Source organism: Providencia sp. PROV141 (genome assembly GCF_028481645.1).
GTDB classification, from domain to species: domain Bacteria; phylum Pseudomonadota; class Gammaproteobacteria; order Enterobacterales; family Enterobacteriaceae; genus Providencia; species Providencia rettgeri.
Genome location: NZ_JAMPPR010000018.1, coordinates 140,037 through 164,422, shown reverse-complemented (window position 1 = coordinate 164,422; position 24,386 = coordinate 140,037). Strand labels below are relative to the sequence as shown.

Here is a 24,386-nt window from a genome sequence, read left to right as displayed (position 1 = left end):
ATAATATCGGCCTATTATTTGACTAGTGAGATAACCCGGCTACACACTTTCTCTAATAACGCTTTGTTATGGCTAAAAATAATCATCGCCAATGGCCGCTCTTCTGATAATCTCACTAACAACTGCCAAATCTCTTTTTGCAAATTAGCGTCTAACTGTGCGGTGATTTCATCAGCAATCAAAATTTTCGTTCGCGGGTCAAGGGCCCGCAATAAGGCGATACGAGCAAGCTCACCACCGGATAACTCATTGGGAAGCCTTTCTAGCCATGCAGGTTTAATTGAAAAACGTGCTAACCAGTGAGAATCTGGCTGCCAAGCATCAAATACACTCGCACCGACCTTACGGTATGGGTTAAAACTTTTTTCTGGATGCTGAGGGACTAATTGAATCGGGCAATAACCATGTTGAGCCAATGGTTGGCCTTCAAATAAAATGGTTCCTTTGAATGCCGTTTGCCACTGAGCTAATACTCGGCCTAACGTAGTTTTACCAAAACCACTAGGCGCAGATATTCCAAGGCGTTCACCGCTAGCCAGTGACAAATTAAAGTCATCCCACAGCCGTTGCCCACCTTGATCAATACATAAATTATTTACTTGTAAAATAGGTTCAGTGATACTCATTTACTTGCCATAAATTGATGTTCAGGTAACGCATTCCATAATGATTGCAGCCACGGCCCACCTCCGCCTTGTTGCAGTTGTTGGCTGCTTAGCACGTCTTCCAACTCTCCATTACGCAATAAGGCGATACGGTCGGCAAAACGCACAGCCATGGATAAATCATGGGTGACCCATAAAACACCTCGGCCATCGTGACACAGTGATTTAATATTTTCGAGCAGTTGTATGGCATGGTCATCATCCAGCCATGATGAGATTTCATCCGCTAAAATATATTGCGCGCGGGAAAGTGTCGCACTGCTGGCGAGTACCCGTTTTGCCATTCCACCGGATAACTGGTTTGGGTAGCTATCCACTAGTGAGCTTTGCAAATTATATTGCTGTAAGTGCCGCGCAACATCGTGCATTTTAATATGCTGCCCGCTTAACACTGCGGCACGTTCTAATTGTGGACCGATACGAATTAGCGGATTAAGTGCACTAACCCCTTGAGGGATATAGCATAATGCATTGCCACGGTGCTGCGCTTTGTTTTGTTCAGTCAGCTTTTTACCATTAAGGTGAATACCGCCACGACAGCGCATATTATGGGGAAGTAACCCCAAAACACTTTGTAATAACAAGCTCTTACCTTCCCCGCTCCCACCCACCAGTGCAACCATCTCACCGGGCTGAATATCCAAGGAAATTCCTTGTAGTAACGGAGCCCAACGTTTACGCCCTAACCAACGAAACTGCGCGACATCCACGGTGAGATTATCAAGACTCAACATACGGCCCCCTTCAACCATAGCTGCTGCAAGGCCTTAGCAAATTGGTCAAATAATAACACTAACCCGACTAATGCAACGCCTGGGAAAACCACCAGCCACCAAGCTCCTGTGCTGAGGTAGCGCAATGCATCAGACAATAAAATACCCAGTGAGGGTTCATGAGGCGATAAACCAAAACCTAAGAAACTTAATGCCGCACTGTGTAAAACCGCGTGGGGAAACATTAACAACGTTCCTACCATCCATTGCGGCAAAATCATGGGTAAATAATGATAACGCCAACGGTAAAAGGCACTGTTACCAATACGTTGAGACAACATAATGTAATCTGACTGGCTAACTCGTTGTAACTCCGAACGTAAAATTAAGGCTAATTTTGGCCAATGTGTCAGTGCAACGGCCCAAATCACCCCCATTTTTCCGCCACCCAGCGTAAAACAAATCAATACCAGTAATAAGAGATGTGGCAATGCCAACATAGCATCAATAATGCCGCGCACCACGTAGTCCATAACTTTGCTTATTGAAGATAACCCCGCCATGACAAGTGCAATGAAACCACTGGTAATGGCAGCCATAAGGCCGATTTGCAAACTTGTTGCCACACCTTGAAAGGTTCTAGCAAATAAATCACGTCCTAAATTATCTGTACCAAATAGGTGCGCCCACGAAGGTGGCAAACGCCTATCGAGTAAATTCATTTCAATATCATTGAAGGAGAGGCCAAACGCATAAATACTGACGATGACCAATAAAAGCAACGAAAGAGCTAACTTAAATAAAGCGCGATTAGGGTTATAGGTCATGATTCTCTCATCACTCCCTTATTCACTTTTTTTAGCAGGCTATCGGCTACCGTATTGCTTAAAAATATTAGCGCAGCACATAACATGACGATCCCCATCAACAAGGGAATATCTCCACGTAGCCCCGCATCAATCGTCGCCTGACCAAGGCCTGGATAGGCAAATACTTTTTCAGCTAGCAAAGCTCCGCTCAATAATTCACCAACAGAAGCAAACTGCAAACAAATTGCAGGGGTGATAGCATGTTTTAGTACATGAAACCTCATCATCGGCCAGCCATTATCTCCTTGAGCCTGTGCGTAATGAATAAATTCACTGCTCATCACTTCTACAACTTTGGTACGTGTATGCAATGCGATATTGCCCACACCTAGCATACCCAACGCAATGACAGGCAAAATCAGGTGATGAAGTTTCTGTGAAAAAGTTGCCGTTTGCTCATCCAAGCCTATCGGCCAAGCACAGCATATTGGAGCCCACTGTAATGTCACCGCGAACAAAGACAACAACAGCAAACCGACCCAAAAAACAGGAATTGAAGCAAGTAAATAGCATAATGTGGAGATAAGCTTGTCTGGCCAGCGGTTTAAATAACGCCCAGAGACCAACCCCAGTGCAAAACCAACAACACCGGAGAACAGCCAAGCACAAATAAGCAGAGCTAAAGAAGGTACAAGGCGGTCTGCAATCACTTGAATTACTGGGGTGTTATAGAGCATGGAATAGCCCAAATCCCCCTGTAATACTTGTGAAAACCAACGCCAAAACTGTACCCATAATGGCTGATCAAGCCCCCATCGTGCAGCAATTAGCGCATATTGCTCAGGGGGCACGTGCAGTAAGTCATTGCCAATATAGGCTTTTATTGGGTCGATTGGCGAGTAACTCAGCAGGATAAAAATCCCCGCTGCCGTTACGGTTAATAAACAAATAAATCGCAATAAAAGCCCAAGTGCGGTTCGCATTACTGACAGGTCCACGCCCATTCATCGACATTATTTAACACCGACCAAGAGCCGTGAATTTCAGGAGCACTGGTACCTAAATCAACACAATTATTCAGTAAATAAATATGTTGTAGGTTCATCAACCAAGCCCACGGAGCATCACCTTTAATACCAACACCCGTGGTACCGTTCCAATCTACTTGCTGCCATAACGGAATCGCCGCGTCTTGGTCAGCTTGCGCTAACGCTTTTTCGATTAGCTCATCAACGGCTGCATTTTTATAATAACCGGGGTTATAAAAGCCAACACCTGCTGCTTTGCTGCTGTAATTATGGACAATTTCCATCGGGTCTAAGCTTCCCCAACCAAACAGTGTTGGGTTAGCATGCATGTGTAGCTCAACGGTTTCCCAGCTCCCCGATTTTAAATCCATCTCGATGCCAATCGGTTTTAAGCTAGAACGGATTGCCTGCGCAAGGTCACGACGTGTGGTATCACCACTGGCATACCATAATGTCAGTTTTGCCACTTTGCCATTTTTCTCACGTAAGCCCTCTTTATTCAGCTTCCATCCCGCCTCTTCTAAAATGGATTTCGCTTTTTCAAGATCACCATCTTTAAAAGCTGAATCTGGGCTATTCCATGGCAGCCCTGCAACACCAGTATAAGCCGGTACGGCAAAGCCTTCCAACACGGATTCCGCCAATAATTTACGGTCAAGTGCATAGTTAATGGCTTTACGGACAGCAACATCAGAAGTGATGTCGTTACCGATAGGGTTACCTTGAGCATCTTTCTCACCCGCAGGTGGAATTGGGAAAGAAATACCGCGGTTTTCCACGCTATAGCGCTCAACCAGTTTCATGTTTTTCACATCATTAGCATTCGCCGCTACCGCAGCTGGGATACGAACAATTTCCAGTTGATTGCTTTGTGCCGCAGCAAAGGCCGCATCTTCATCAAGGAAAACAAAGACCATTTTATCAAAGTCATTTTTTGGCCCTGCATAATACGGATTTTGCTCGACAATCAGTTGCTGCCCCGGCTGGAATGCAACTAAACGATAAGGGCCTGCGCCAATTGGGTTATGTGCATAAGTTTTCGCATCATATTTATCGGCACAAACAATCCCTAACGAACCAAGTACATTAATAAAGGTACTTTGTGGGGAAGATAAGGTGATTTTTACGGTGAGAGGGTCAATTTCCTCTGCTTTGGCAAAATTCCCCATATCCACCTTACCGCCACTTGCCGCAGCATTGTTATAGGTAAATACGACATCTTTCGCCGTCAACGGTGAGCCATCGGAAAATTTTAAGCCTTTTTTCAGCTTGAGTGTCCACTGTTTACCATCTGCATTGTGTTGATAACTTTCAAGCATATAGCTATGCCATGAAAGGTCAGCTTTTTGCTTCAGTAATGGGCTATGCAACAGTAGGTAGCTGCCGTGGCTCCACCCGAGCATGGGGTCAAAACCTTCAGTCGGCTCTGAGCCAATCGCTAAACGTAAAGTTTGTGATTGAGCGGGTTCAACTGCTTGTACTTGCAGTGTGAGCCCCATCAGGCACATTGCGGCAACGATATTTTTAATCATACATCCCTCTATAGACAAATTTTATTTTTTATTTCATATAATTAATGAAGTTATTTTCATTAATGTCGCTATTGGTGAGATATTCACTATGTGTAGAGTAACCAATATGAGTTATATTAAATTTAACGCCCTAATTGCTAGGCGCTACATCAATAGAACAGCGAATTTATTCGAGAAACCGTCAAAATTAAGTCGTTATTTGACCTATCTTAACAACTACTCATCAATTTCTTTGTCAAATTCAATTGGGTTAGAGTGCAAGGACAAATTGGTAATAAAATTCGGGTCGTTCGACTGCCTTGATTGCAACCGAAATTGAGAAGGCGTCATATTATATTTTCGCTTAAAGACATCGCAAAAATAAGCATTACTGCCAAAACCGCAGCGATGACTAATTTGAAAAACAGAATAATTCGAAAATGTTAAATAATTCAATGCCATTCCCATTCGAACATCTAGCAGTAATTGACGAAATGACACCCCTTCACGGTTTAAATGGCGACGCAAAGTTGAAGGTGTTGTAAATAACGCTTTCGCAACATCGTCTAAATGCCATTTTTTTTGCGGTTCTTGAGTTATCAAATGGGTAATTGCTTGGTTTTTCGGTTCATCATAATTAAAACGAAACAGGTTAAGAATATCGATACCTTCTTGATATACTGCCATTAAAATAAAATATAGGCTCTGTTTCATTAACAATGCTTCTTGGGATTCACTCTGTTTTTTTAATGGTAAGCATTGTTTTAATAAACTAAAGTTATCTCTCACTGTTTCAGGGGGAGAAACATGGTAAATGGGTTGGTGGCTAGTCAGTGGCGCACCCGACTTCATCAGTGTTTTTAGTAATAAAAATACCGATTGTAATTCTTCTTCTGACATCGATAAGGTGTGTAATTCAAGCGGCTGATTCACGGTGTTACACACAATATTGCAAGAAACTTGGCTATATTTAGGAATAATTAAGGTGACATCGGTTTCAATTTCAATGGATTGACCGTTGATCACAACATTTCCTTTCGCGCCAGTTAACATGGCTATCATCGCGTTTTCAATATAAAACGCTTTTAGCACCATTTGGCTTTCCGAAAGAAAGAATTTATATTCCATAATCTCTATAAACTGCAGTTAATGTCAGAATGACTTCCCAAGAAAAGGGATTGTTGAATAGATATAAAGTCACGTAGCAAAACATATCAACCCCATACCTGTGCGGCTGAGAATATAGTCCTGTTACGCTGAAATCGCAATATAGATATACGCTCATTTTTTACTGTTATTTTGACGGTTGTTACATTTTCTAAATAAAATGCTATTTAATTGAAAGGTAATTTTCGATATAAGGTGTAGAATCGCGCGGCAGACACATGCAGCCGACAACACTGCATAATAATAATGATTTTGGTATTCACTCACACCCTACCCTACTTGCATTAGCTTTTACATCATAACTACCCAATTTTTGTTAGGCGTATAGCTAAACATGTTCGCGTATTTTTAGTTGACTGAGTTGCAGGAGAAAGTATGTCTGATTTTTCAGGATCAGGCTGGTTAGCTGAAATCTTTTTACGGTATGAACTAAAACGTGGCGTCACCCGCTTAACGGACAAACAACATATCGGCCCTTTAATGGTTCAGCGGCCATTCTACCCCGAGCAAGGAATTGCACACACGTATTTACTTCATCCACCCGGTGGCGTTGTCGGGGGGGATAAACTCCTTATCAATATTGATGTTCAACCACATGCCCATGCGTTATTGACCACGCCTGGTGCAACAAAATTTTATCGTAGTGCGGGCGGCGTTGCACGACAAGTACAAAGCTTAACCGTCGCGCCCAATGGGTTCTTAGAATGGTTACCTCAAGAAAATATTTTTTTCCCTGAGGCTCAAGTTCGCTTAGAGACTCATATTCGAATCGCAAGTTCATCAAAATTTATCGGCTGGGAAATCCAATGTTTAGGCCGCCCCGTATTAAACGAGCAATTCGACAACGGTGATATTCGGGGCCGCTTGCAGTTTTATATTGATGACAAACTCACCTTGGCAGAATCCATATTTATCGAGGGTTCGCAAAAACAATCTGCCGTCATGCGTGAATTTCCTATGGTGGGTTCCTTGTATATCTACCCCGCCAGCGATGAATTAAAAGCTGAACTTCACGAGAGTTTGGCGGTGTTTTTCTCTACGGAAGTGAGGCCGCTTGAGTATGGACTGACTGATGTAGACGGTATTTTAGTATTGCGGTTATTAGGTTCTCAAACCGAGCCCATGATGGCTTGCTTCGCCCATATTTGGCAGGCAACAAGACAATACTGGTTAGGTTATTGTCCAGAACCGCCGCGTATTTGGGCAACTTAAACGTTTTTTAGGAGCAAAAAATGGAATTAACCCCCAGAGAAAAAGATAAATTATTGCTTTTTACGGCAGGCCTCGTTGCTGAAAGGCGTTTAGCCCGTGGATTAAAGCTTAATTACCCTGAGGCGGTCGCATTGATCAGTTGTGCGATTATGGAAGGCGCCCGTGATGGCAAGACGGTTGCTCAATTAATGAGCGAAGGTCGAACCGTGTTAACCGCAGAGCAGGTAATGGAAGGCGTGCCGGAAATGATCAAAGACATTCAGGTGGAATGTACATTTCCTGATGGCACAAAACTGGTTTCTATTCACGACCCGATTGTATAGGTAACAACATGATCCCCGGTGAAATTAAAGTCAACCACGCTTTAGGCGATATCGAACTCAATGCAGGTCGAGAAACCCAAACGATACAAGTTGCCAACCATGGTGACCGCCCGATTCAAATTGGCTCTCACTATCATTTTTATGAAGTCAATGAGGCCCTAAAATTTGAACGTGAAGGCACGCTGGGTTTTCGTTTGAATATCCCAGCAGGTATGGCGGTGCGTTTTGAACCTGGACAAAGTCGTACTGTTGAACTCGTCGCTTTTAGTGGCAAGCGAGAAATTTATGGTTTCCATGGCAAAGTCATGGGCAAGTTAGAGAGTGAGAATAAATAATGAAAACAATCTCTCGTCAAGCGTATGCGGATATGTTTGGCCCCACAACTGGTGACCGCTTACGCTTAGCTGATACAGCATTATTTTTAGAGATCGAAAAGGATTTCACCACCTATGGTGAAGAGGTCAAATTTGGTGGCGGTAAAGTTATTCGTGACGGCATGGGTCAAAGCCAAGTCACCAGTGACCAGTGTGTCGATGTGTTAATCACTAATGCCATTATTTTAGACCACTGGGGCATTGTTAAAGCGGATATCGGAATTAAAAACGGCCGTATTGCGGGGATTGGTAAAGCTGGTAACCCTGATGTTCAACCCAATGTTGATATCGTTATCGGCCCCGGCACAGAAGTGGTTGCTGGTGAAGGTAAAATTATCACCGCGGGTGGCGTTGATACTCACATTCATTTTATATGCCCACAACAGGCAGAAGAAGGTCTTGTTTCCGGTGTTACCACCTTTATAGGCGGTGGAACAGGCCCTGTTGCTGGTACTAATGCCACGACCGTCACCCCCGGTATTTGGAATATGTACCGCATGTTAGAAGCCGTTGATGAACTGCCGATCAACGTCGGGCTATTTGGTAAAGGCTGCGTCAGTCAACCCGAAGCTATTCGCGAACAAATCGAAGCGGGGGCAATAGGCTTAAAAATTCACGAAGATTGGGGCGCTACCCCAATGGCTATTCACAATTGCTTGAATGTGGCCGATGAAATGGATGTGCAAGTGGCTATCCATTCAGATACGCTGAATGAAGGTGGTTTTTATGAAGAAACCGTGAAAGCTATTGCAGGGCGAGTGATCCACGTATTCCATACTGAAGGTGCTGGCGGTGGCCATGCCCCTGACGTCATCAAATCTGTTGGAGAACCGAATATTCTGCCTGCATCGACCAACCCTACAATGCCATACACCATCAATACCGTTGATGAGCACTTGGATATGTTAATGGTTTGCCACCATTTAGACCCATCGATTCCAGAAGATGTGGCTTTTGCTGAGTCTCGAATTCGCCGTGAAACCATTGCTGCGGAGGATATTTTACACGATATGGGTGCAATTTCTGTGATGTCCTCAGACTCACAAGCCATGGGACGCGTTGGCGAAGTGATTACTCGTACTTGGCAATGTGCTCATAAAATGAAATTACAGCGTGGGACGTTAGAAGGCGACACTCTCGATAGCGATAATAACCGTATCAAACGCTATGTGGCGAAATACACCATTAACCCCGCTATCGCTCACGGTATCGCCCATGAAGTCGGTTCGGTAGAAATCGGTAAGTTAGCGGATATCGTATTATGGGATCCTGCATTTTTTGGTATCAAACCCGCCCTTATCATGAAAGGGGGAATGGTTGCGTATGCACCAATGGGCGATGTTAACGCTGCTATTCCGACACCACAGCCAGTACATTACCGCCCGATGTTTGGGGCGTTAGGTAAAGCAAAATACCATACCTCGATGATTTTTATGTCAAAAGCCGGTATTGAAGCAGGTGTTCCTGAAAAATTAGGCCTACAGAGCCAAATAGGCCGAGTTGAAGGCTGCCGAAGCATTAGCAAAGCTTCAATGGTACACAACAGTTATGTGCCCCACATCGAACTTGATCCACAAACCTATATCGTCAAAGCCGATGGTATCCCACTGGTGTGTGAACCAGCGACTGAGTTACCGATGGCACAACGTTACTTTTTATTCTGACCCCTAATTAAAAGAGCCAGAGAATGAAAAAATTTATTAAAGTGGTTGCTCCACAACCGCATTCACCAACAGCGTTAACCCTATGCTTAACTATGGATGAGCGTACCAAAAGCCGTTTAAAAGTCACTTTAAGCGATGGGCAAGAAGCGGGGCTATTTTTGCCGCGCGGAACCATCCTGAAGGAAGGCGATGTTTTATCCACTGAAGACGGTGAGTTAGTCACCATCGAAGCCGCGAAAGAGCAAGTTTCTACGGTTTACAGTGATGACGCTCTGTTACTTGCTCGCGTTTGCTATCACTTAGGTAACCGCCATGTTCCATTGCAAATTGAAGCGGGCTGGTGCCGTTATTTTCATGACCATGTGCTAGATGATATGGCCCGTGGATTAGGCGCTACCGTCAGTGTCGGTTTAGAAAAGTACCAACCGGAACCAGGGGCCTATGGCGGCTCATCAGGTGGTCATCACCACCATCACGGCCACGATGATCACCACCACTAATCGGGTTCAGGGAGTTTGCCTATGTTAGCAGATCTGCGCTTATACCAGTTAGTTAGCCCTTCTTTGCCTGTTGGGTCATTTACCTATTCACAAGGCCTAGAATGGGCGATTGAAAAAGGCTGGGTAACAACACCTGATACCCTTGCTGGCTGGCTAACCGCACAAATGACACATGCCATTGCAACATTAGAGCTTCCTGTTTTACGGCAAATTCATACTTCCCTTTCCCTTGGTGATATTGAAACGGTGAAATATTGGTGTGAATTTATGATTGCCAGCCGTGAAACCAAAGAATTGCGTCAAGAAGAACGGCAACGAGGAATTGCTTTTGCCCGACTACTTCCTCAGCTAGGTATTGAACTGGATGCTAACCTGCAAACCTGCGTGAAACAAACCCAGCTAATGGCTTTCGCTCTCGCCGCCGTAAATTGGCAGATTGACGTTGAAAAATTGTGCACCGCGTATGCATGGGGTTGGCTAGAAAACACTGTGATGTCCGGTGTTAAGCTTATCCCTTTAGGGCAAAGCGCAGGGCAAAATATTTTATTTACCCTTGCTGAGCGCATACCCGAAGTGGTTACGCAATCAGCGATCTGGCCAATAGACGATATTGGCAGTTTTACACCTGCACAAATTATTGCCAGTAGTCGGCATGAAACCCAATACACACGACTTTTTCGTTCATGAGAAAATGCTATGCAAGAATATAATCAACCCTTAAGAATTGGTGTCGGTGGGCCGGTCGGCTCAGGAAAAACCGCATTATTAGAAGTGTTATGTAAAGCCATGCGCGACACTTACCAAATTGCCGTTGTCACCAATGATATTTACACCCAAGAAGATGCCAAAATTTTAACCCGAGCCGAAGCATTAGATGCGGATCGCATTATTGGCGTTGAAACTGGCGGCTGCCCTCACACGGCGATTCGTGAAGATGCATCAATGAATTTAGCGGCAGTTGAAGAGTTAGCCATGCGCCATAAAAACCTTGATATCGTGTTTGTGGAAAGCGGCGGTGATAACCTCAGCGCGACGTTTAGCCCAGAACTGGCAGACTTAACTATTTATGTTATCGATGTTGCTGAAGGCGAAAAAATTCCACGTAAAGGCGGCCCGGGGATCACCCATTCCGATTTATTGGTGATTAACAAAATTGACCTTGCACCCTATGTCGGTGCTTCATTAGAAGTAATGGAAGCCGATACCGCAAGAATGCGCCCAGTAAAGCCCTATGTGTTTACTAACTTAAAGAAAAAAGTCGGCTTAGAAACCATTATCGAGTTTATTATCGATAAAGGTATGTTAAGGCGTTAATAGATTTGAACGGCCTATAGATTCTATCTATAGGCCGTTTTCAATTAGCAAATACGGGGTAAAGGCTCACTGTGGGGTAAATCTAATAATCTTGATGTACCGAAGATCCCAACTAATTTGACTTGTTTTTGCTCAGTCACACAACCAATCGTGGCTGCATTTTTCCCTAATGGGTGCTGGTGTAGTGCAGCAAGCACCGCATTTTCCACTTCAGGTTTCACCACAATCACTAATTTACCTTCATTCGCAAAGTTTAACGGCTCTAAGCCCAATAGCTCACACACGCCCCTAACCGCAGAAGAGATAGGTAAATCACCTTCATTAACCGCAATTCCACAGCCGCTGGCTTGGGCAAATTCATGTAGGATTGCCGTTACGCCACCACGAGTTGCGTCTCGTAATGCCCGAACGCCATCAATTTCACGTAGCGGTGCTATCAATGGCGTTAATACTGCACAATCACTGCAAAGCTCCGCTTCTAACCCAAGTTGTTCGCGTAGGTTTAAAATAGTGGCGCCGTGGTCACCCAGCGTACCGCTAACAATCACTTTATCCCCCGCTTGAATATGCTGCGCTCCCCACTGGATATTGCTCGGGATCACACCAATACCGGCCGTATTGATAAAAATTTTGTCTGCCGCCCCGCGCTGCACGACTTTGGTATCGCCGGTCACAATATCCACACCCGCAGCCGCTGCCGTTGCCGCCATGGATTCCACAATTGAGGTAAGTTCAGAAAGTGGAAAGCCTTCTTCCAAAATAAAACCGCAAGAAAGGTATTTGGGAATAGCACCACTGACTGCGACGTCATTCACTGTGCCGCAAACGGCTAATTTACCAATATTGCCCCCGGGAAAGAAAATCGGGTCGACGACATAGCTATCAGTGCTAAATGCCAACCGGTCGCCTAATGCGGTCATTTCTGCCAATGCTAGCCGAGCTTGGTCTTCCCGCTCATTCAACGCTTGGTTAGCAAATGCCTGCAAGAACAGTTGTTCAATCAATTGCTGCATCGCCTGCCCACCACTACCGTGGGCCATCGTCACCACATTGTTAGCATCACGACTCATTTATGCCTCCCGACGATATTGGTAATAAGCTGCACAGGCACCTTCAGAAGAAACCATTAATGCACCAAAAGCAGTTTGTGGCGTACAACGACGCCCAAATAACGTACATTCGCTGGGTTTACAGCGCCCTGTCAACACCTCACCACAGCGTGCTTGCGGGTCATCAGCCACCTTATGAGGTTGTACCTGAAAGCGCCTCTCAGCATCAAAAAATTGGTAAGCTTGAGTTAATTGAACCCCAGAATCGGCAATTTCCCCCAATCCGCGCCATTCGCTGGTTTGTTTGAGTTCAAAAACGTCCTCTAATGCTTTAAGTGCTAACAGGTTGCCCTCATCAGCCACAACACGTTTATATTGGTTTTCTACTTCACAACGGCCATCGGCGATTTGGTCAACTAACATGGCTAATGACTGCAAAATATCTAAGGGTTCGAAGCCTGTAACCACTAAGGGTTTATGAAAGTCTTCAGTGATAAACTGGTAGGGATGCGCGCCAATCACCATGCTCACGTGCCCCGGCGCTAAAAAGCCATCAATACGCACATCCGGTTGTTCGAGTAAGCTACGCAAGGTGGGAATAATCGTAATATGCTGGCAGAACACACTAAAATTGGCTAGTTGGCGGCGTTTTGCTTGCTGCAAGGTGATTGCAGTACTCGGCATGGTGGTTTCAAAACCTAAGCCAAAGAAAACCACTTGGCGATGGGGATGCTGCTCTGCTAATGCCAAAGCATCTAGCGGTGAATAAACGATGCGGACATCCGCTCCATTACGCTTGGCGTCAAGTAAAGAGCCCTTTTCGCCCGGCACTCGCATTGCATCACCATAAGTACAAAAGATAACCTCTGGGTGCTGTGCAATTTCAATACAGCCATCAATTCGTCCCATTGGTAAAACGCACACAGGGCAACCTGGCCCATGAACAAATTCAATTTCAGCGGGTAATAACTGGTCAATACCAAACTTAAAAATCGCGTGGGTATGGCCTCCACAGACTTCCATGAGTTGTAATGGACGTCGTTTCGCTTGAGGTATTTCATTCACCCGTTGATGAATATGCGCCAATAGCGCTTTTGCAAGAACAGGGTCGCGAAATTCATCGACGTACTGCATCTGTTGCTCCTGCATTTAAACCGCTAAAATCACCAACTTCATGGTCTAATTGACTCATCGCGGTTAAGGCATCCAAGGTAGATTGCGCTTCTTCTTCATTGATGATACTCATGGCAAACCCGACGTGTACCAATACCCATTGGCCTAATAAATCAGTGGTTTCACCTTCACAAATTAGGCCAATATTAACATCGCGTTTTACCCCACAAACATCCACTTGAGCGAGTTGGTGGATATCTTCACCAACTGCAACTATTTTGCCCGGAATACCTAAGCACATAGCTGTGTCTCCAACCATGCCAGCCATGCATCCATCCCTTCGCCGCGTATTGCAGACACTTGAATAACTTGGATATTGGGGTTCACCTGCTTGGCATTGGCGATACACGCATCAACATCAAAATTCAGGTATGGCAATAAGTCAATTTTATTCAATAACATAATATCTGCTGCCGCAAACATATGTGGATATTTGAGAGGTTTATCTTCCCCTTCCGTGACCGACAGCACCGCCACTTTATGGCGCTCCCCTAGGTCAAAACTGGCAGGGCACACGAGATTCCCAACATTTTCGATAAATAACAAGCTGTTATCTGCTAAATCTAAACGTGCCGTTGCATCGTGCACCATTTGTGCATCTAAGTGACAACCTTTTCCTGTATTCACTTGAATCGCAGATACACCCGTTTCGCGGATCCGTTGTGCATCATTAGTGGTTTGTTGGTCACCTTCAATCACTGCACAATTGATTTTGTCACGCAGTCTTAATAAGGTTTCTGTGAGTAAGGTCGTTTTTCCAGAACCCGGGCTAGAAACGAGGTTTAGCGCTAAAATATTCTTCTGGTTAAAATCCTCGCGGTTATGTTCTGCCAGATGGTTATTCTTGTCTAACACATCCATTTCAATTTGTAGCATACGTTTTTGGCTAATTCCCGGTGCATGGGTACCTGCTTCACCGTGTCCATAATCAAGGTCATGGTGTTCCCCAGCTGGTTTAAAACTTGCCTCAGCCGTTTGATAAATATGTTTATGCTTATGTTTGTGTTTATGCTTTTTAGATTTATTTTCAGCAGGTGCGGGCTCATATTGGTGATAATGGTTATGCACATCACCTTGATGATAGTAATGGTGATGAATGATCACTGTTTGCCCGTGAGATTCATGATCATGCTGGTGGTCATGATGGTCGTGATCGTGGTGGTGGTCGTGACCATGATGGTGGTCATGGTCGTGGTGATGATCGTGACCATGATGATGGTCATCCCCCTCAATTTTGCGCTCTCCCGATGCACATCCACAAGTACTACACATAAATTTCACTCCCAACCGCTAAATTGTTAAATTAGATTAATACATAATCTATTGAGTCTGGTTGATACACCTCAAAGTCAGTTCAAAAAGCTATTCCACTTCCAACTCTTTGATACGCAAACTCTCCCCACTCTCAACTTTCAGGTTCAGCCCCTGACAGCGTGGACAAACCGATTGGTGGCTGTCTACTTCCACCGTTTCACTACAATCCCAACACCATGCTTGTGCGGGCGAGTAAATGATGTGGAGCTGGCAGCCTTCTGCAACCGTACCACGGCAAACGACATCAAAACTGAAGCGAAATGCACTCTCTTCAACACAAGAGAGCGCACCAATTTCAAGCCAAACACCAGTGACTCGGTTAACTGCATTTTTTTTCGCCTGCTGTTCAATAATTTCTATCGTACTTTGACATAACGAAATCTCATGCATCCTGCCCCCTTAAGTGACGGGTAAACAATGCCCTGCGTTCAGGTGCTTGAGGAATATTTGGGTCACTCACTGGAAGCGATAACAAAATTCGCTGACAATCATCCACCAAGTGAATACCTTGCTCCGGTGTCATTTTCTTTTCTAATGGCGACATTAATGAGCAAGCAACATATTGAGTTAAACCGTCTAATTCACCCACGGTATACGTCATTTCACCATAAGGGAGGATTAACCCAACCTTGTCACCGACCACGCGGCGAGGCCAATATTGTTCAGGCCCCGGTAGAATAATCGCACTGAGCATCCATGGCGTGATCACCACGCCCACCCATTGCCCGTCAAACAGTGTAAATTCACTGGCATGCACTGGCATCGTCGGATGCAAAAATGACAAATCATGCATTGATTGTTCAGCAACCCGCGTAAATGCGGCCTCCACCAGAGGCCGAGGGTTAGTGTCATAACCTAAGATTTCATCCGGCATGCAAACTCTCTTCTTTTGCTATGATTTCCAAGCCTTCGCTTCGCAAAACCTCAATGACCTTTTGTAAGGCTGGCTCTAAAGCGGCCTGCCCAGTTGCTGTCAAACCAATATGCGGTTCGAGAGATTCAGGCACAACGCCAACTAATGTTAGCCTCTGTGGAAATTCATCGGTTAAATGCAAAGCTGATAGCACATCTGATAAACCGAGTTGATGCGGGGAAATTTTACGCGTAAATAGCGCAGGAACTTCGTCATCGCGCAAGACTAAAATCGAGCCAGCCTGCTGGCTCGATAACACGACGTCGGCAATAATTAAATGGTCTCTATCCGCCATTGGGCCAATCAATTCCATTCCTGCCGTTCCACCATCAAGTACTTCTACGCATTCAGGTAGATGATAGCGCTGTTCTAAAGCCTCAACGATGCGTACCCCAATTCCTTCATCACTGAGCAGTATATTGCCAACACCTAAGACTAAAATACGCATTACAGCACCTTAACCTTAGTGACTTCGCCACCTTCAGGGTCAACAATATGTACAGCACAAGACATACAAGGGTCAAATGAGTGGATGGTTCGCACCACCTCAAGGGGTTTAGATGGGTCAGCAACGGGAGTTCCTACCAATGCTTGCTCGTAAGGACCCGGCTCATCATTGAAATTACGTGGGCCGGAGTTCCAAGTAGAAGGTACTACCGCTTGGTAATTTTCAATTTTACCGTCTTTGATCACCACCCAATGGGATAACAAACCTCGAGGTACTTCACCAAAACCAACACCTTTAATGGTGGCATTTTCTGGGAAGATTGGTTTTACAAAGGTGGTGTGATCCCCTTTTGCGATGTTGTCCACCAGCGCTTGCCATTGAATTGACAAGGTTTCATTCAGTACACAACAACGAACACTACGTCCGATAATCCGCCCCAATGTTGAATGCAGTTGATCCACACTAATACTGTTACCTGTCAATGTTTGATACAGGTTTACCACATCATTAAAGTGTTTTTCCGTTGGCTCGTGTTTTGCCGCTAGTTTGCACAGTAAGTCTGCTAATGGCCCCACTTCGACGGTTTTATCATAGAAAGTCGGTGCTTTTACCCATGAATATTTACCGTCATCATCCCAGCCAGTGTAATCAGGGTTGGTGGTGCCTTCCCACGGTGCTTGAGGTTCATTTTCTTTGTACCATGCATGTTTGCTACTTTCTTTGATGCCGTTGATCAAATACTCATCTGTATGGCTAGTAATGGGGCGATAAGTACTAAAATCGCTGTTTTCCAGATAACCCCCCGGTAATAAGAAGCTCCCATTTTTACCATCCATTGGCATTTCAGGCATGCACATGTAATGTTTCGCGCCTTGACCGACTTCGAGCCATTCAGGGTAGCCTGCTGCAATCACCGCTGCGTCAATTTTATACACTTGCTCAATAAAATCCCCTAAACGATCAATAAAGGATTTCACATACATCAAACGTTCAAGGTTCAGAACCCCGACACCATCAAGATTGATAGGGTTTGCAACACCACCAACTGCAAGGTTTTGAATATGTGGTGTTTTCCCCCCTAATAACGCCACAATACGGTTAGCATCTCGCTGACATTCAAGGGCTTGTAAATAGTGGGCTACGGCAATTAAGTTCACCTCAGGCGACAGCTTCATCGCTGGGTGCCCCCAATACCCATTAGCAAAAATACCCAATTGCCCACTGGCAACCAGTTTTTTAATTTTATCTTGAACTCGTGTGAACTCTTCTGGGCTATTCAGTGGCCACGTCGAAACACCTTTCAATATTTCGGCCGCTTTATTTGGGTCTGCGTTCAGCGCAGAGGTGATATCCACCCAGTCTAACGCAGATAATTGATAGAAATGAACAATATGGTCTTGAATGGTATGCGCGGCTAGAATCATATTACGGATATACTGTGCATTCACTGGGACATCAATATTTAAGGCACTTTCAATGGTACGCACCGACACAATACCGTGCACTGTGGTACAAACACCACAAATACGCTGCATAATCATCCAGGCATCACGGGGATCTTTCCCTTTGACTATCTCTTCCATACCACGCCACATCGTGCCTGAAGCCCAAGCCTTGGTGACTTTTCCATCTTCAATTTCACAATCAATGCGTAAATGACCTTCAATACGAGTGACTGGGTCTATTGTTATACGTTGGCTCATGCTTTACCTCGGGCCTCTGAATGGCTCATCGTTGTTTTTTTCAATGCTGGAATAACAGGTAATAAGCGGATCAATAAGATATAAGCGCATACCTCTATTGCCACGAAACCTATTGAAATTAAAAGTTCTTCTGTTGTTGGGAAGTAGTCGTATCCGCCTCCGGGGTTGAATGCAACGAGGGAATAGCTCATCCGCCACATAGCAGCGCCAATCAACATGCTTAAACCGCTTGCATATAACCACCGCGAATCATTTCTTAGTGATGACATGCGGAAAATAATCAATGGGAAAACCATTAATGCGGTTTCTATCCAGAACATCATGGCGTAGAAATCGGTATTGAAGATATGGTGCAATTTATCTCGATAAATCAGCTCACCAAAACGACAGACTAAAAACAGCACTAACAGTACCTGCAAGATACGAGTGATACGAACAAACAGTGGCCGTTCATCTGCGCCCTGCCCACGTAATGCGGCTTGGAGTAATGACCCTTCAAAAATGACAATCGAAAAGCCCATAATGAATGCGGTCAGTAATGAGAGTAATGGCAGCATTTCATAACTTTGCCAAATAGGATGAACTTTATACCCTGCCGAAATCATCAATGAACCCATTGATGATTGGTGCATCATCGGCAATAACGCTCCTAGTGCAATAATGAAAAACATCACTTTATTTAAGCGTTTTAACGAAACTTTCCAACCAAAACGTTCACACAGTGCAGGAGCAAATTCCAATGCCATCACACCAATATAAATCGTCATACAAACCGCAGTTTCAAATAGCACCGAATTGGTGTTAAAGAAACCAGGAATGTAAAAGTAAGGCAAGTTCCAGTAGCGACCTACGTCAATAGTGATGGACAAACCACCAAGAGAGTAACCGAACAAACTGGCTAATAGTGCGGGACGCACTAACGGATGATATTCACCGCGGTTAAATACATATACCGCCCAAGCCAGCGCCCAACCGCCACAAGCAAAACCGGTTCCAATCAGTAAGTCAAAAGCAATCCAAATTCCCCAAGGATAGCCACCATTTAGGTCAGAAACTGAGCCTAGGCCGAAGACTAAACGTTTAACTATCAAGATGACACAAATCAGCACTAAGGGCCCAAAGACCATGATTGGCCAACTGACTAAACGCCCGCCTAGCGGCTGTTCTTTATGATGCGTCGTCATTTGAGTCATCTCCTTCGTGTTTGTCATTCTTGGTATTGCGATACACCAAGAAACTCAACCCAGCCAACGCAGCCAATGGCAGTACCATGCCTTTATAAAGGGTATGCTGCACATACTCAGAGCGGGCTCCGGTGGACAACTGTTCTAACTCCGGTAGTCCTAGATTTTGATAGGGTACACCTGAAAGAACAATGACTTGTGTGCCGCCGCCTTCGAGCTCGCCATAAACATGAGTCTCATATTTCGGCACTTTAATAACATTCGGGTCATTGCTGTGTAAGGTTTGTCGTGGGTAACCGTACTCATCCCCCACTTTGAGTGTTAAGCGTTTTTTGGCTTCCGCGAGCAATTCTTCTCGTGTTCCGAAAATCACCGCACCCGTTGGGCAAACTTCCACACAACCGGGTAAGCCGCCTTTATCTAAACGTTCGACACCTTTTTGGTTACATAACTCGCATTTATGAATTGCGCCAAATTTGTCATCGTAGGCATATTTCGGAATATTAAATGGACACGCTACCATGCAATAACGGCAACCAGTACATACGCTGGCGTCGTAATGAACAATGCCGGTTTTTGGGTCTTTCTTCAGGGCTTGAACTGGACAAACCGACACACAGTTCGGGTCAACACAATGCATGCATTGTTTTTTAATGTAGGCGTAACCATCTTTTTCTTGGTCTTTATGAACGCCGGTTCCACTACTCCAAACCTGAATAATATTGTTGGTATAAGGGGTTAGTTTGTCATTATTTGACCAAGTTTGTTCTCCAACCGGGTTACGTTCTGGATGGTTAATATCTTGGCATTTTGTCACGCACGCCTGACACCCAATACACAGAGTCGAGTCATATAGCATCCCCAAAGAATTGGGAATCGGCGGGCGGTTTTCGGGCCCCGCCAAACTGGGTGAACTTCCCGCAAGTAATGCTCCCCCCGCGGAGAGTTTCAGAAAATTTCGTCTATTCACGGTTATTCTCCCCGTGAGTCAGTATCTTGTTGGCGTTTTTGACGGCCTAGTTCACGTACCGCCATCACACTGACTCCAGCCACTAACCCAACAACACCGCCGATTAACCCCACAGCAGTAGATGAAATTTGGCCACCTTCACGGTTATTGACATCCGGTTTATCCGCCCTTGGTGTTGGGTTTTCCACGCTCGCCAACTGATGGATCGCTTTGTGAAAGCCGACATTTTCCTCATTACAACCATAACAAGGATGACCAATTGCCACAGGCCAGACACCGCCAACATCACAGAATTGCAATGTGGAACAATTCCCGTAAGTTTCAGGCCCCTTACAACCTAAATGGTATAAACACCAACCTTCACGATGACCATCATCACCGAATTCTTTTGCGAAGCGGCCTGCATCAAAATGAGGGCGACGTTCACAGTGTTCATGAATTAAACGACCGTACGCGAACATTGGACGATTTTTGCTATCCAATTTTGGTGGGCGATTAAACGTAATTAAATGCGCGACTGTCGCAAGAAAATTATGAGGATTCGGCGGACAGCCTGGAATATTGATAACTGTTTTATCTTTAATCACTTGGTTTAAACCCACAGCGCCGGTTGGGTTATCACCTGCCGCAGCAACACCGCCCCATGAAGCGCAAGAACCAATCGCAATCACGGCTGCGGCGTGTTCAGCCACTTCACGAATATGCTCAACAATCGGCTTACCCGCTACCATGCAATAAATACCGTTATCTTTGAGTGGGATAGAACCATCGACCACTAAAACATATTTTCCTTTGTACTTTTCAATTGCGTTATGTTTGTTTTGCTCAACTTGCTCACCAAAGGCAGCAGACAGCACCTCGTGGTATTCCAATGAAATGGTATCGAGAATTAAATTTTCCAAAGTAGGATGGGTGGAACACAGCAAAGATTCCGTACACCCCGTACACTCTTGGGCACCAATCCAAATGACTGGTGGCCGTGCTGGGTCACTAATAGATTCCGCAATTTGGGCAGCAGCCTTCCCGCTTAATCCCATTGTCGCGGCCAGTGCTGTACATAACTTCATAAAATCACGGCGGTTAATGCCATGCGAAGAAATAATAGAGTTGTCTCCTATCATTCTTTTTTCCTATTATTATGGGTGGCTTAGAACCTATTCATTAGGCAATTTTTGTTTATTATCTTGAGGTTATAGATACCACAAAGCCCTGTGTACAAATGATATACACACGTTTGGCTTGTGTTTATCTATTTAAGAAGCCAACAAAACCAAGTCTAATGAAATAAATTCTTATTTAAGTAACCTGATGCATAAATATAAAATAAGATCCTATTCCTACCGTGCCTAAATCATTTGATCTTCATCAAGAGGCAATAAGAAATTTTATTTTTTTTATATATTTGCTAGAAAAATCGATTCAGTAAACTGTATTGAAAAAAGAAAAGAAATATAAATAAATGAATTTAATTTTCAATAATGCGTTATATATCACATCATTTTAAATATAAAATTCTTTTATTTTCATTACGATATTGAAATTTATTATTGAAACTTAATTAATTAAACGGAATGAGTGTATTAATAATAAACAATCTATTAATATAAACATGAACATGCTAAATAAGAATCAATATCAAAAAATCAATATAATCTATTAATATAATAAACCGTAAAATTATAGGTAGATATACAATCTTTTAAATATAATACTACCCATCAATAATAGATTCATGTTTCAATATTGCAGAAGCGATAGCTACCTGCCCAAGTGATAACCCCCCATCCCCCATGGGAAATTGTTTTGCATATAACACATCGAACTCAGATAGATTATTCACTAATAGCTCTCGCAGTAGTTGGTTATGAATCACACCACCCGACAAAACAATTTGTTTGCTACCATATTGGTTCGCTGATTTCCTAGCAAGCTCGGCAAAACCTTGCGCTAATGCCACATGGAATGCATGTGCCCGTTGTGGTTTAGGCGCACAGTACGCCATCCATTGTTGCCAAAATGTGTGTAGATCCAATTGTTGACCAACTAATGGCATAGTGACCGGATGCGAGATCACGGGTGACTTCATTGCAATCGCCTCAAGTTGGCAAGCGGCTTCCCCTTCCCAACTAGTTTGCGCCGTACAAATACCTAATGCTGCAGCAACCGCATCAAAAAGCCGCCCAGTGGATGAAGCCATTGGGCTATTAATTCCTTTTTCAATTGCTTTTTGTAAGCCCTGCCAAGAAAATGACATTAAATAAGCAGCGCTTTCTTGCTTTTGCCACTGGGGAACAAACTGTAAACAATGAGCAAGGAAATTACGCCAAGGCTGGCGAGAAGCTAATTCCCCTCCCGGTAGTGCTACTGGAGGTAACCCCCCTAGATATTGGCTGGACTTATAATCCACCAGTAAGCATTCACCTCCCCATAAGCGGTCGTTATCACCATACCCCAACCCATCGAGAGCTAACCCAATAACTTTATTACTGTTTAATGGTAAGCCATGTTCGGCCATTACCGCAGCAATATGCGCATGATGGTGCTGCACTTTTAGTAATGGAATTTGTAATTGCTGTGATAACGCCTCCCCATAGCGCGTACTCACATAACTAGGATGCCTATCACTGACTATCGCTGCTGGCGTGAAACGATAAATAGATTCAAATAATACAATCGCAGACTGATATTGTTCGAAAATGTCCATGTCATCAAGATCGCCAAAATGTTGGCTCATTACTGCACTTTTGTCTCGCAATAAACAAAAGGTATTTTTAAGATCCGCCCCTAAGGCCAGTATTGATGGCGAATTTTCAAACCCTTCAGGTAAATCAATGGCATCAGGAACATAGCCCCGCGCACGGCGGAGCATTTCCGCTTTCCCATCATGATAACGCACCAATGAGTCATCTGCGCGTTGGACAATATCGCGGTTATGAGTGAGGTAAAAGTCAGCGATATTGGCTAACTCAGCCAGAGCAGCTTGCTCACTCAACACAGGGGGTTTTCCTGATACATTTCCTGACGTCATCACTAGTGGGCGATTAACTTGTGCCATCAATAGGTGTTGCAACGGATTAGACGGCAACATGACACCGACTTCCGCTAGGTTTGGTGCAATATATTGGCTTAGTTCAGAATTTTTCCAATTTTTAATCAATACAATCGGGGCTGCTGGACTTTTTAATAATGCACGTAGCCCATCACTAGGCGGAATATTGTGCAACTCTAACCAATTCAGTGATGGGATCATTACCGCCAGTGGCTTAGTTGGGCGGCATTTACGAACGCGTAAAGCCTCGACAGCCTTATCATGACTCGCATCACAAGCAAGGTGAAAGCCCCCGATCCCTTTAATAGCAACAATTTTCCCTGCCAATAGCTGCTGAGCTGCCAAGAGTAATGCGTTCTCTTTATTTGCAGTCGTTTTTCCTGATGAGTCGCATAATTTAATTTCAGGACCACACACCGCGCACGCATTGGGTTGTGCATGAAATCGTCTATCTGCTGGGGATTGATATTCCTCTAAACAATTTGGGCACAAGGGAAAATCAGCCATTGCGGTATTGGGCCTATCATAAGGCATATGACGAATAATCGTAAAACGCGGGCCGCAATGCGTGCAGTTTGTGAATGGGTAATGAAAGCGCCTATTCGATGGGGTGAAAAGCTCTTGTTGGCATGCATCGCAAGTGGCGGCATCAGGGATCACTTGGGTATCCATTTTGCCTTCACCACTACGGCGAATAGTAAATGCGTTGGGTAATTTATCCCATTGAAATGGTTGCGGTTCAATACTTTCTATGTGGGCTAACGGTGGGCAGTGTTGGTACAATAACTGGGTAAATTCAGTGATATCCGAATCAAGACATAAGCGCACTAGCACCCCTTCGCCATCATTACAGACATCACCTAATAGTTTGCATTGGTGGGCTAATTGCCAAACATAGGGGCGAAACCCTACCCCCTGAACTTTCCCTTTGATGCGTAACTGTATACCACTTTTCACTGAGATATCCTCTTACCACTGTAAGGATATTTTCGCGCTAAAACATAAAAAAAACTTCACTTGAGATCAAAAAAAATCGTGTAAATACAATTGGCAGGTTCGTTTTTTAAAAAAAACCGATTCAGTTATTTAGTAATACAATAATGATTACATTAAAAAATAGAGCCTATCATTTATTCATTAAGAATTCTAAACAGTCTTAAATATAAACTTAAAATCCAATTTAACTTGAATGTGTAAACAATATAACTTTCTCTATTAAATAATATTAGAATTATAGCCAATTTGATTAATTATTTTCAGAATTATTCTCTATAATCAACATAAATAACCTTTCTAAATCATT

Annotated in this window: 25 protein-coding genes; 7 read left to right on the top strand and 18 right to left on the bottom strand. The window is 44.2% G+C overall.

Going from position 1 to position 24,386, the window contains the following annotated elements:
- Positions 1–14: 14 nt before the first annotated feature.
- From PSF09_RS12935 to PSF09_RS12910, 6 genes are all read right to left on the bottom strand, one after another.
- Positions 15–608 (bottom strand): ATP-binding cassette domain-containing protein, encoded by a 594-nt coding sequence (locus tag PSF09_RS12935; RefSeq protein WP_272664330.1) that lies wholly within the window; start codon positions 606–608, stop codon positions 15–17.
- A 14-nt stretch (positions 609–622) separates the two neighbouring features.
- Positions 623–1,399 carry an ATP-binding cassette domain-containing protein gene (locus PSF09_RS12930; RefSeq protein ID WP_272683980.1) on the bottom strand — a complete coding sequence of 259 codons (777 nt, stop codon included), beginning with the start codon at positions 1,397–1,399 and terminating at the stop codon, positions 623–625.
- Positions 1,393–2,205, bottom strand: a complete 813-nt coding sequence (locus tag PSF09_RS12925; RefSeq protein WP_210837704.1) for an ABC transporter permease — start codon at positions 2,203–2,205, stop codon at positions 1,393–1,395. Before PSF09_RS12925 ends, PSF09_RS12930 begins: the two co-directional genes overlap by 7 nt.
- Positions 2,202–3,170, bottom strand: a complete 969-nt coding sequence (locus PSF09_RS12920; protein WP_210837702.1) for an ABC transporter permease — start codon at positions 3,168–3,170, stop codon at positions 2,202–2,204. Before PSF09_RS12920 ends, PSF09_RS12925 begins: the two co-directional genes overlap by 4 nt.
- Positions 3,170–4,723, bottom strand: coding sequence for an ABC transporter substrate-binding protein (locus PSF09_RS12915; RefSeq protein ID WP_272684010.1), 1,554 nt, complete (start codon positions 4,721–4,723; stop codon positions 3,170–3,172). The genes PSF09_RS12920 and PSF09_RS12915 overlap by 1 nt, the downstream gene beginning before the upstream one ends.
- 240 nt (positions 4,724–4,963) lie before the next feature.
- Positions 4,964–5,854 carry an AraC family transcriptional regulator gene (locus PSF09_RS12910; protein WP_042851525.1) on the bottom strand — a complete coding sequence of 297 codons (891 nt, stop codon included), beginning with the start codon at positions 5,852–5,854 and terminating at the stop codon, positions 4,964–4,966.
- Between the two features lie 414 nt (positions 5,855–6,268).
- Here PSF09_RS12910 and PSF09_RS12905 point away from each other — a divergent pair, with 414 nt between their 5' ends.
- From PSF09_RS12905 to ureG, 7 genes are read left to right on the top strand one after another with little or no spacing between them, the layout of a single operon-like run.
- Positions 6,269–7,105: an urease accessory protein UreD gene (locus PSF09_RS12905; protein ID WP_210837698.1), complete on the top strand. Its 837-nt coding sequence runs from the start codon at positions 6,269–6,271 to the stop codon at positions 7,103–7,105.
- A 20-nt stretch (positions 7,106–7,125) separates the two neighbouring features.
- Positions 7,126–7,428 carry an urease subunit gamma gene (locus PSF09_RS12900; protein ID WP_004908484.1) on the top strand — a complete coding sequence of 101 codons (303 nt, stop codon included), beginning with the start codon at positions 7,126–7,128 and terminating at the stop codon, positions 7,426–7,428.
- A gap of 8 nt (positions 7,429–7,436) precedes the next feature.
- Positions 7,437–7,763 (top strand): urease subunit beta, encoded by a 327-nt coding sequence (locus PSF09_RS12895; protein WP_272664303.1) that lies wholly within the window; start codon positions 7,437–7,439, stop codon positions 7,761–7,763.
- Positions 7,763–9,466, top strand: a complete 1,704-nt coding sequence (gene ureC / locus PSF09_RS12890) for an urease subunit alpha (RefSeq protein ID WP_272664304.1) — start codon at positions 7,763–7,765, stop codon at positions 9,464–9,466. Before PSF09_RS12895 ends, ureC begins: the two co-directional genes overlap by 1 nt.
- 23 nt (positions 9,467–9,489) lie before the next feature.
- Positions 9,490–9,966, top strand: a complete 477-nt coding sequence (gene ureE / locus PSF09_RS12885) for an urease accessory protein UreE (RefSeq protein ID WP_109911748.1) — start codon at positions 9,490–9,492, stop codon at positions 9,964–9,966.
- 21 nt (positions 9,967–9,987) lie between these two features.
- A complete protein-coding gene (locus PSF09_RS12880; RefSeq protein ID WP_210837690.1) occupies positions 9,988–10,653 on the top strand; it encodes an urease accessory protein UreF in 666 nt (221 codons plus the stop codon).
- A gap of 9 nt (positions 10,654–10,662) precedes the next feature.
- Positions 10,663–11,280 carry an urease accessory protein UreG gene (gene ureG, locus PSF09_RS12875; protein WP_004908472.1) on the top strand — a complete coding sequence of 206 codons (618 nt, stop codon included), beginning with the start codon at positions 10,663–10,665 and terminating at the stop codon, positions 11,278–11,280.
- Positions 11,281–11,324: 44 nt separating this feature from the next.
- On the opposite strand, the gene hypE is transcribed toward ureG, so the two are convergent.
- The 12 genes from hypE to hypF all read right to left on the bottom strand — a co-directional run bounded on the left by hypE (position 11,325) and on the right by hypF (position 24,040).
- Positions 11,325–12,350 (bottom strand): hydrogenase expression/formation protein HypE, encoded by a 1,026-nt coding sequence (gene hypE, locus PSF09_RS12870; protein WP_272664305.1) that lies wholly within the window; start codon positions 12,348–12,350, stop codon positions 11,325–11,327.
- Positions 12,351–13,463, bottom strand: coding sequence for a hydrogenase formation protein HypD (gene hypD, locus PSF09_RS12865; protein WP_272664306.1), 1,113 nt, complete (start codon positions 13,461–13,463; stop codon positions 12,351–12,353). It abuts the gene before it with no gap.
- Complete coding sequence (gene hybG, locus PSF09_RS12860; protein WP_004908461.1) at positions 13,447–13,743, bottom strand: hydrogenase maturation factor HybG; 297 nt, start codon at positions 13,741–13,743, stop codon at positions 13,447–13,449. The genes hypD and hybG overlap by 17 nt, the downstream gene beginning before the upstream one ends.
- Complete coding sequence (gene hypB, locus PSF09_RS12855; protein WP_272664307.1) at positions 13,734–14,774, bottom strand: hydrogenase nickel incorporation protein HypB; 1,041 nt, start codon at positions 14,772–14,774, stop codon at positions 13,734–13,736. Before hypB ends, hybG begins: the two co-directional genes overlap by 10 nt.
- Before the next feature lie 90 nt (positions 14,775–14,864).
- On the bottom strand, positions 14,865–15,206 hold the full coding sequence (hypA, locus tag PSF09_RS12850) for a hydrogenase maturation nickel metallochaperone HypA (RefSeq protein ID WP_210837683.1): 342 nt from the start codon (positions 15,204–15,206) through the stop codon (positions 14,865–14,867).
- A complete protein-coding gene (hybE, locus tag PSF09_RS12845; RefSeq protein ID WP_210837681.1) occupies positions 15,199–15,690 on the bottom strand; it encodes a hydrogenase-2 assembly chaperone in 492 nt (163 codons plus the stop codon). Before hybE ends, hypA begins: the two co-directional genes overlap by 8 nt.
- Positions 15,680–16,177 (bottom strand): HyaD/HybD family hydrogenase maturation endopeptidase, encoded by a 498-nt coding sequence (locus tag PSF09_RS12840; protein ID WP_210837679.1) that lies wholly within the window; start codon positions 16,175–16,177, stop codon positions 15,680–15,682. The genes hybE and PSF09_RS12840 overlap by 11 nt, the downstream gene beginning before the upstream one ends.
- On the bottom strand, positions 16,177–17,880 hold the full coding sequence (gene hybC, locus PSF09_RS12835; protein WP_272664308.1) for a hydrogenase 2 large subunit: 1,704 nt from the start codon (positions 17,878–17,880) through the stop codon (positions 16,177–16,179). Before hybC ends, PSF09_RS12840 begins: the two co-directional genes overlap by 1 nt.
- Positions 17,877–19,064 carry a Ni/Fe-hydrogenase cytochrome b subunit gene (gene hybB / locus PSF09_RS12830; protein ID WP_210837675.1) on the bottom strand — a complete coding sequence of 396 codons (1,188 nt, stop codon included), beginning with the start codon at positions 19,062–19,064 and terminating at the stop codon, positions 17,877–17,879. The genes hybC and hybB overlap by 4 nt, the downstream gene beginning before the upstream one ends.
- Positions 19,048–20,034, bottom strand: a complete 987-nt coding sequence (gene hybA / locus PSF09_RS12825; protein ID WP_272664309.1) for a hydrogenase 2 operon protein HybA — start codon at positions 20,032–20,034, stop codon at positions 19,048–19,050. Before hybA ends, hybB begins: the two co-directional genes overlap by 17 nt.
- Positions 20,035–20,036: 2 nt before the next feature.
- Entirely contained in the window at positions 20,037–21,155 is a 1,119-nt protein-coding gene (gene hybO / locus PSF09_RS12820) for a hydrogenase 2 small subunit (protein ID WP_210837671.1), read from the bottom strand.
- Between the two features lie 590 nt (positions 21,156–21,745).
- Complete coding sequence (gene hypF, locus PSF09_RS12815; protein WP_272683979.1) at positions 21,746–24,040, bottom strand: carbamoyltransferase HypF; 2,295 nt, start codon at positions 24,038–24,040, stop codon at positions 21,746–21,748.
- Positions 24,041–24,386 lie beyond the last annotated feature (346 nt).

Excerpts from the sequence above, each read along its gene's own strand:
- PSF09_RS12930 (WP_272683980.1), bottom strand. The coding sequence starts at position 1,399 with ATGTTGAGTCTTGATAATCTCACCGTGGATGTCGCGCAGTTTCGTTGG.
- PSF09_RS12925 (WP_210837704.1), bottom strand. The coding sequence starts at position 2,205 with ATGACCTATAACCCTAATCGCGCTTTATTTAAGTTAGCTCTTTCGTTG.
- PSF09_RS12920 (WP_210837702.1), bottom strand. The coding sequence starts at position 3,170 with ATGCGAACCGCACTTGGGCTTTTATTGCGATTTATTTGTTTATTAACC.
- PSF09_RS12915 (WP_272684010.1), bottom strand. The coding sequence starts at position 4,723 with ATGTGCCTGATGGGGCTCACACTGCAAGTACAAGCAGTTGAACCCGCT.
- PSF09_RS12910 (WP_042851525.1), bottom strand. The coding sequence starts at position 5,854 with ATGGAATATAAATTCTTTCTTTCGGAAAGCCAAATGGTGCTAAAAGCG.
- PSF09_RS12905 (WP_210837698.1), top strand. The coding sequence starts at position 6,269 with ATGTCTGATTTTTCAGGATCAGGCTGGTTAGCTGAAATCTTTTTACGG.
- PSF09_RS12900 (WP_004908484.1), top strand. The coding sequence starts at position 7,126 with ATGGAATTAACCCCCAGAGAAAAAGATAAATTATTGCTTTTTACGGCA.
- PSF09_RS12895 (WP_272664303.1), top strand. The coding sequence starts at position 7,437 with ATGATCCCCGGTGAAATTAAAGTCAACCACGCTTTAGGCGATATCGAA.
- ureC (WP_272664304.1), top strand. The coding sequence starts at position 7,763 with ATGAAAACAATCTCTCGTCAAGCGTATGCGGATATGTTTGGCCCCACA.
- ureE (WP_109911748.1), top strand. The coding sequence starts at position 9,490 with ATGAAAAAATTTATTAAAGTGGTTGCTCCACAACCGCATTCACCAACA.
- PSF09_RS12880 (WP_210837690.1), top strand. The coding sequence starts at position 9,988 with ATGTTAGCAGATCTGCGCTTATACCAGTTAGTTAGCCCTTCTTTGCCT.
- ureG (WP_004908472.1), top strand. The coding sequence starts at position 10,663 with ATGCAAGAATATAATCAACCCTTAAGAATTGGTGTCGGTGGGCCGGTC.
- hypE (WP_272664305.1), bottom strand. The coding sequence starts at position 12,350 with ATGAGTCGTGATGCTAACAATGTGGTGACGATGGCCCACGGTAGTGGT.
- hypD (WP_272664306.1), bottom strand. The coding sequence starts at position 13,463 with ATGCAGTACGTCGATGAATTTCGCGACCCTGTTCTTGCAAAAGCGCTA.
- hybG (WP_004908461.1), bottom strand. The coding sequence starts at position 13,743 with ATGTGCTTAGGTATTCCGGGCAAAATAGTTGCAGTTGGTGAAGATATC.
- hypB (WP_272664307.1), bottom strand. The coding sequence starts at position 14,774 with ATGTGTAGTACTTGTGGATGTGCATCGGGAGAGCGCAAAATTGAGGGG.
- hypA (WP_210837683.1), bottom strand. The coding sequence starts at position 15,206 with ATGCATGAGATTTCGTTATGTCAAAGTACGATAGAAATTATTGAACAG.
- hybE (WP_210837681.1), bottom strand. The coding sequence starts at position 15,690 with ATGCCGGATGAAATCTTAGGTTATGACACTAACCCTCGGCCTCTGGTG.
- PSF09_RS12840 (WP_210837679.1), bottom strand. The coding sequence starts at position 16,177 with ATGCGTATTTTAGTCTTAGGTGTTGGCAATATACTGCTCAGTGATGAA.
- hybC (WP_272664308.1), bottom strand. The coding sequence starts at position 17,880 with ATGAGCCAACGTATAACAATAGACCCAGTCACTCGTATTGAAGGTCAT.
- hybB (WP_210837675.1), bottom strand. The coding sequence starts at position 19,064 with ATGACGACGCATCATAAAGAACAGCCGCTAGGCGGGCGTTTAGTCAGT.
- hybO (WP_210837671.1), bottom strand. The coding sequence starts at position 21,155 with ATGATAGGAGACAACTCTATTATTTCTTCGCATGGCATTAACCGCCGT.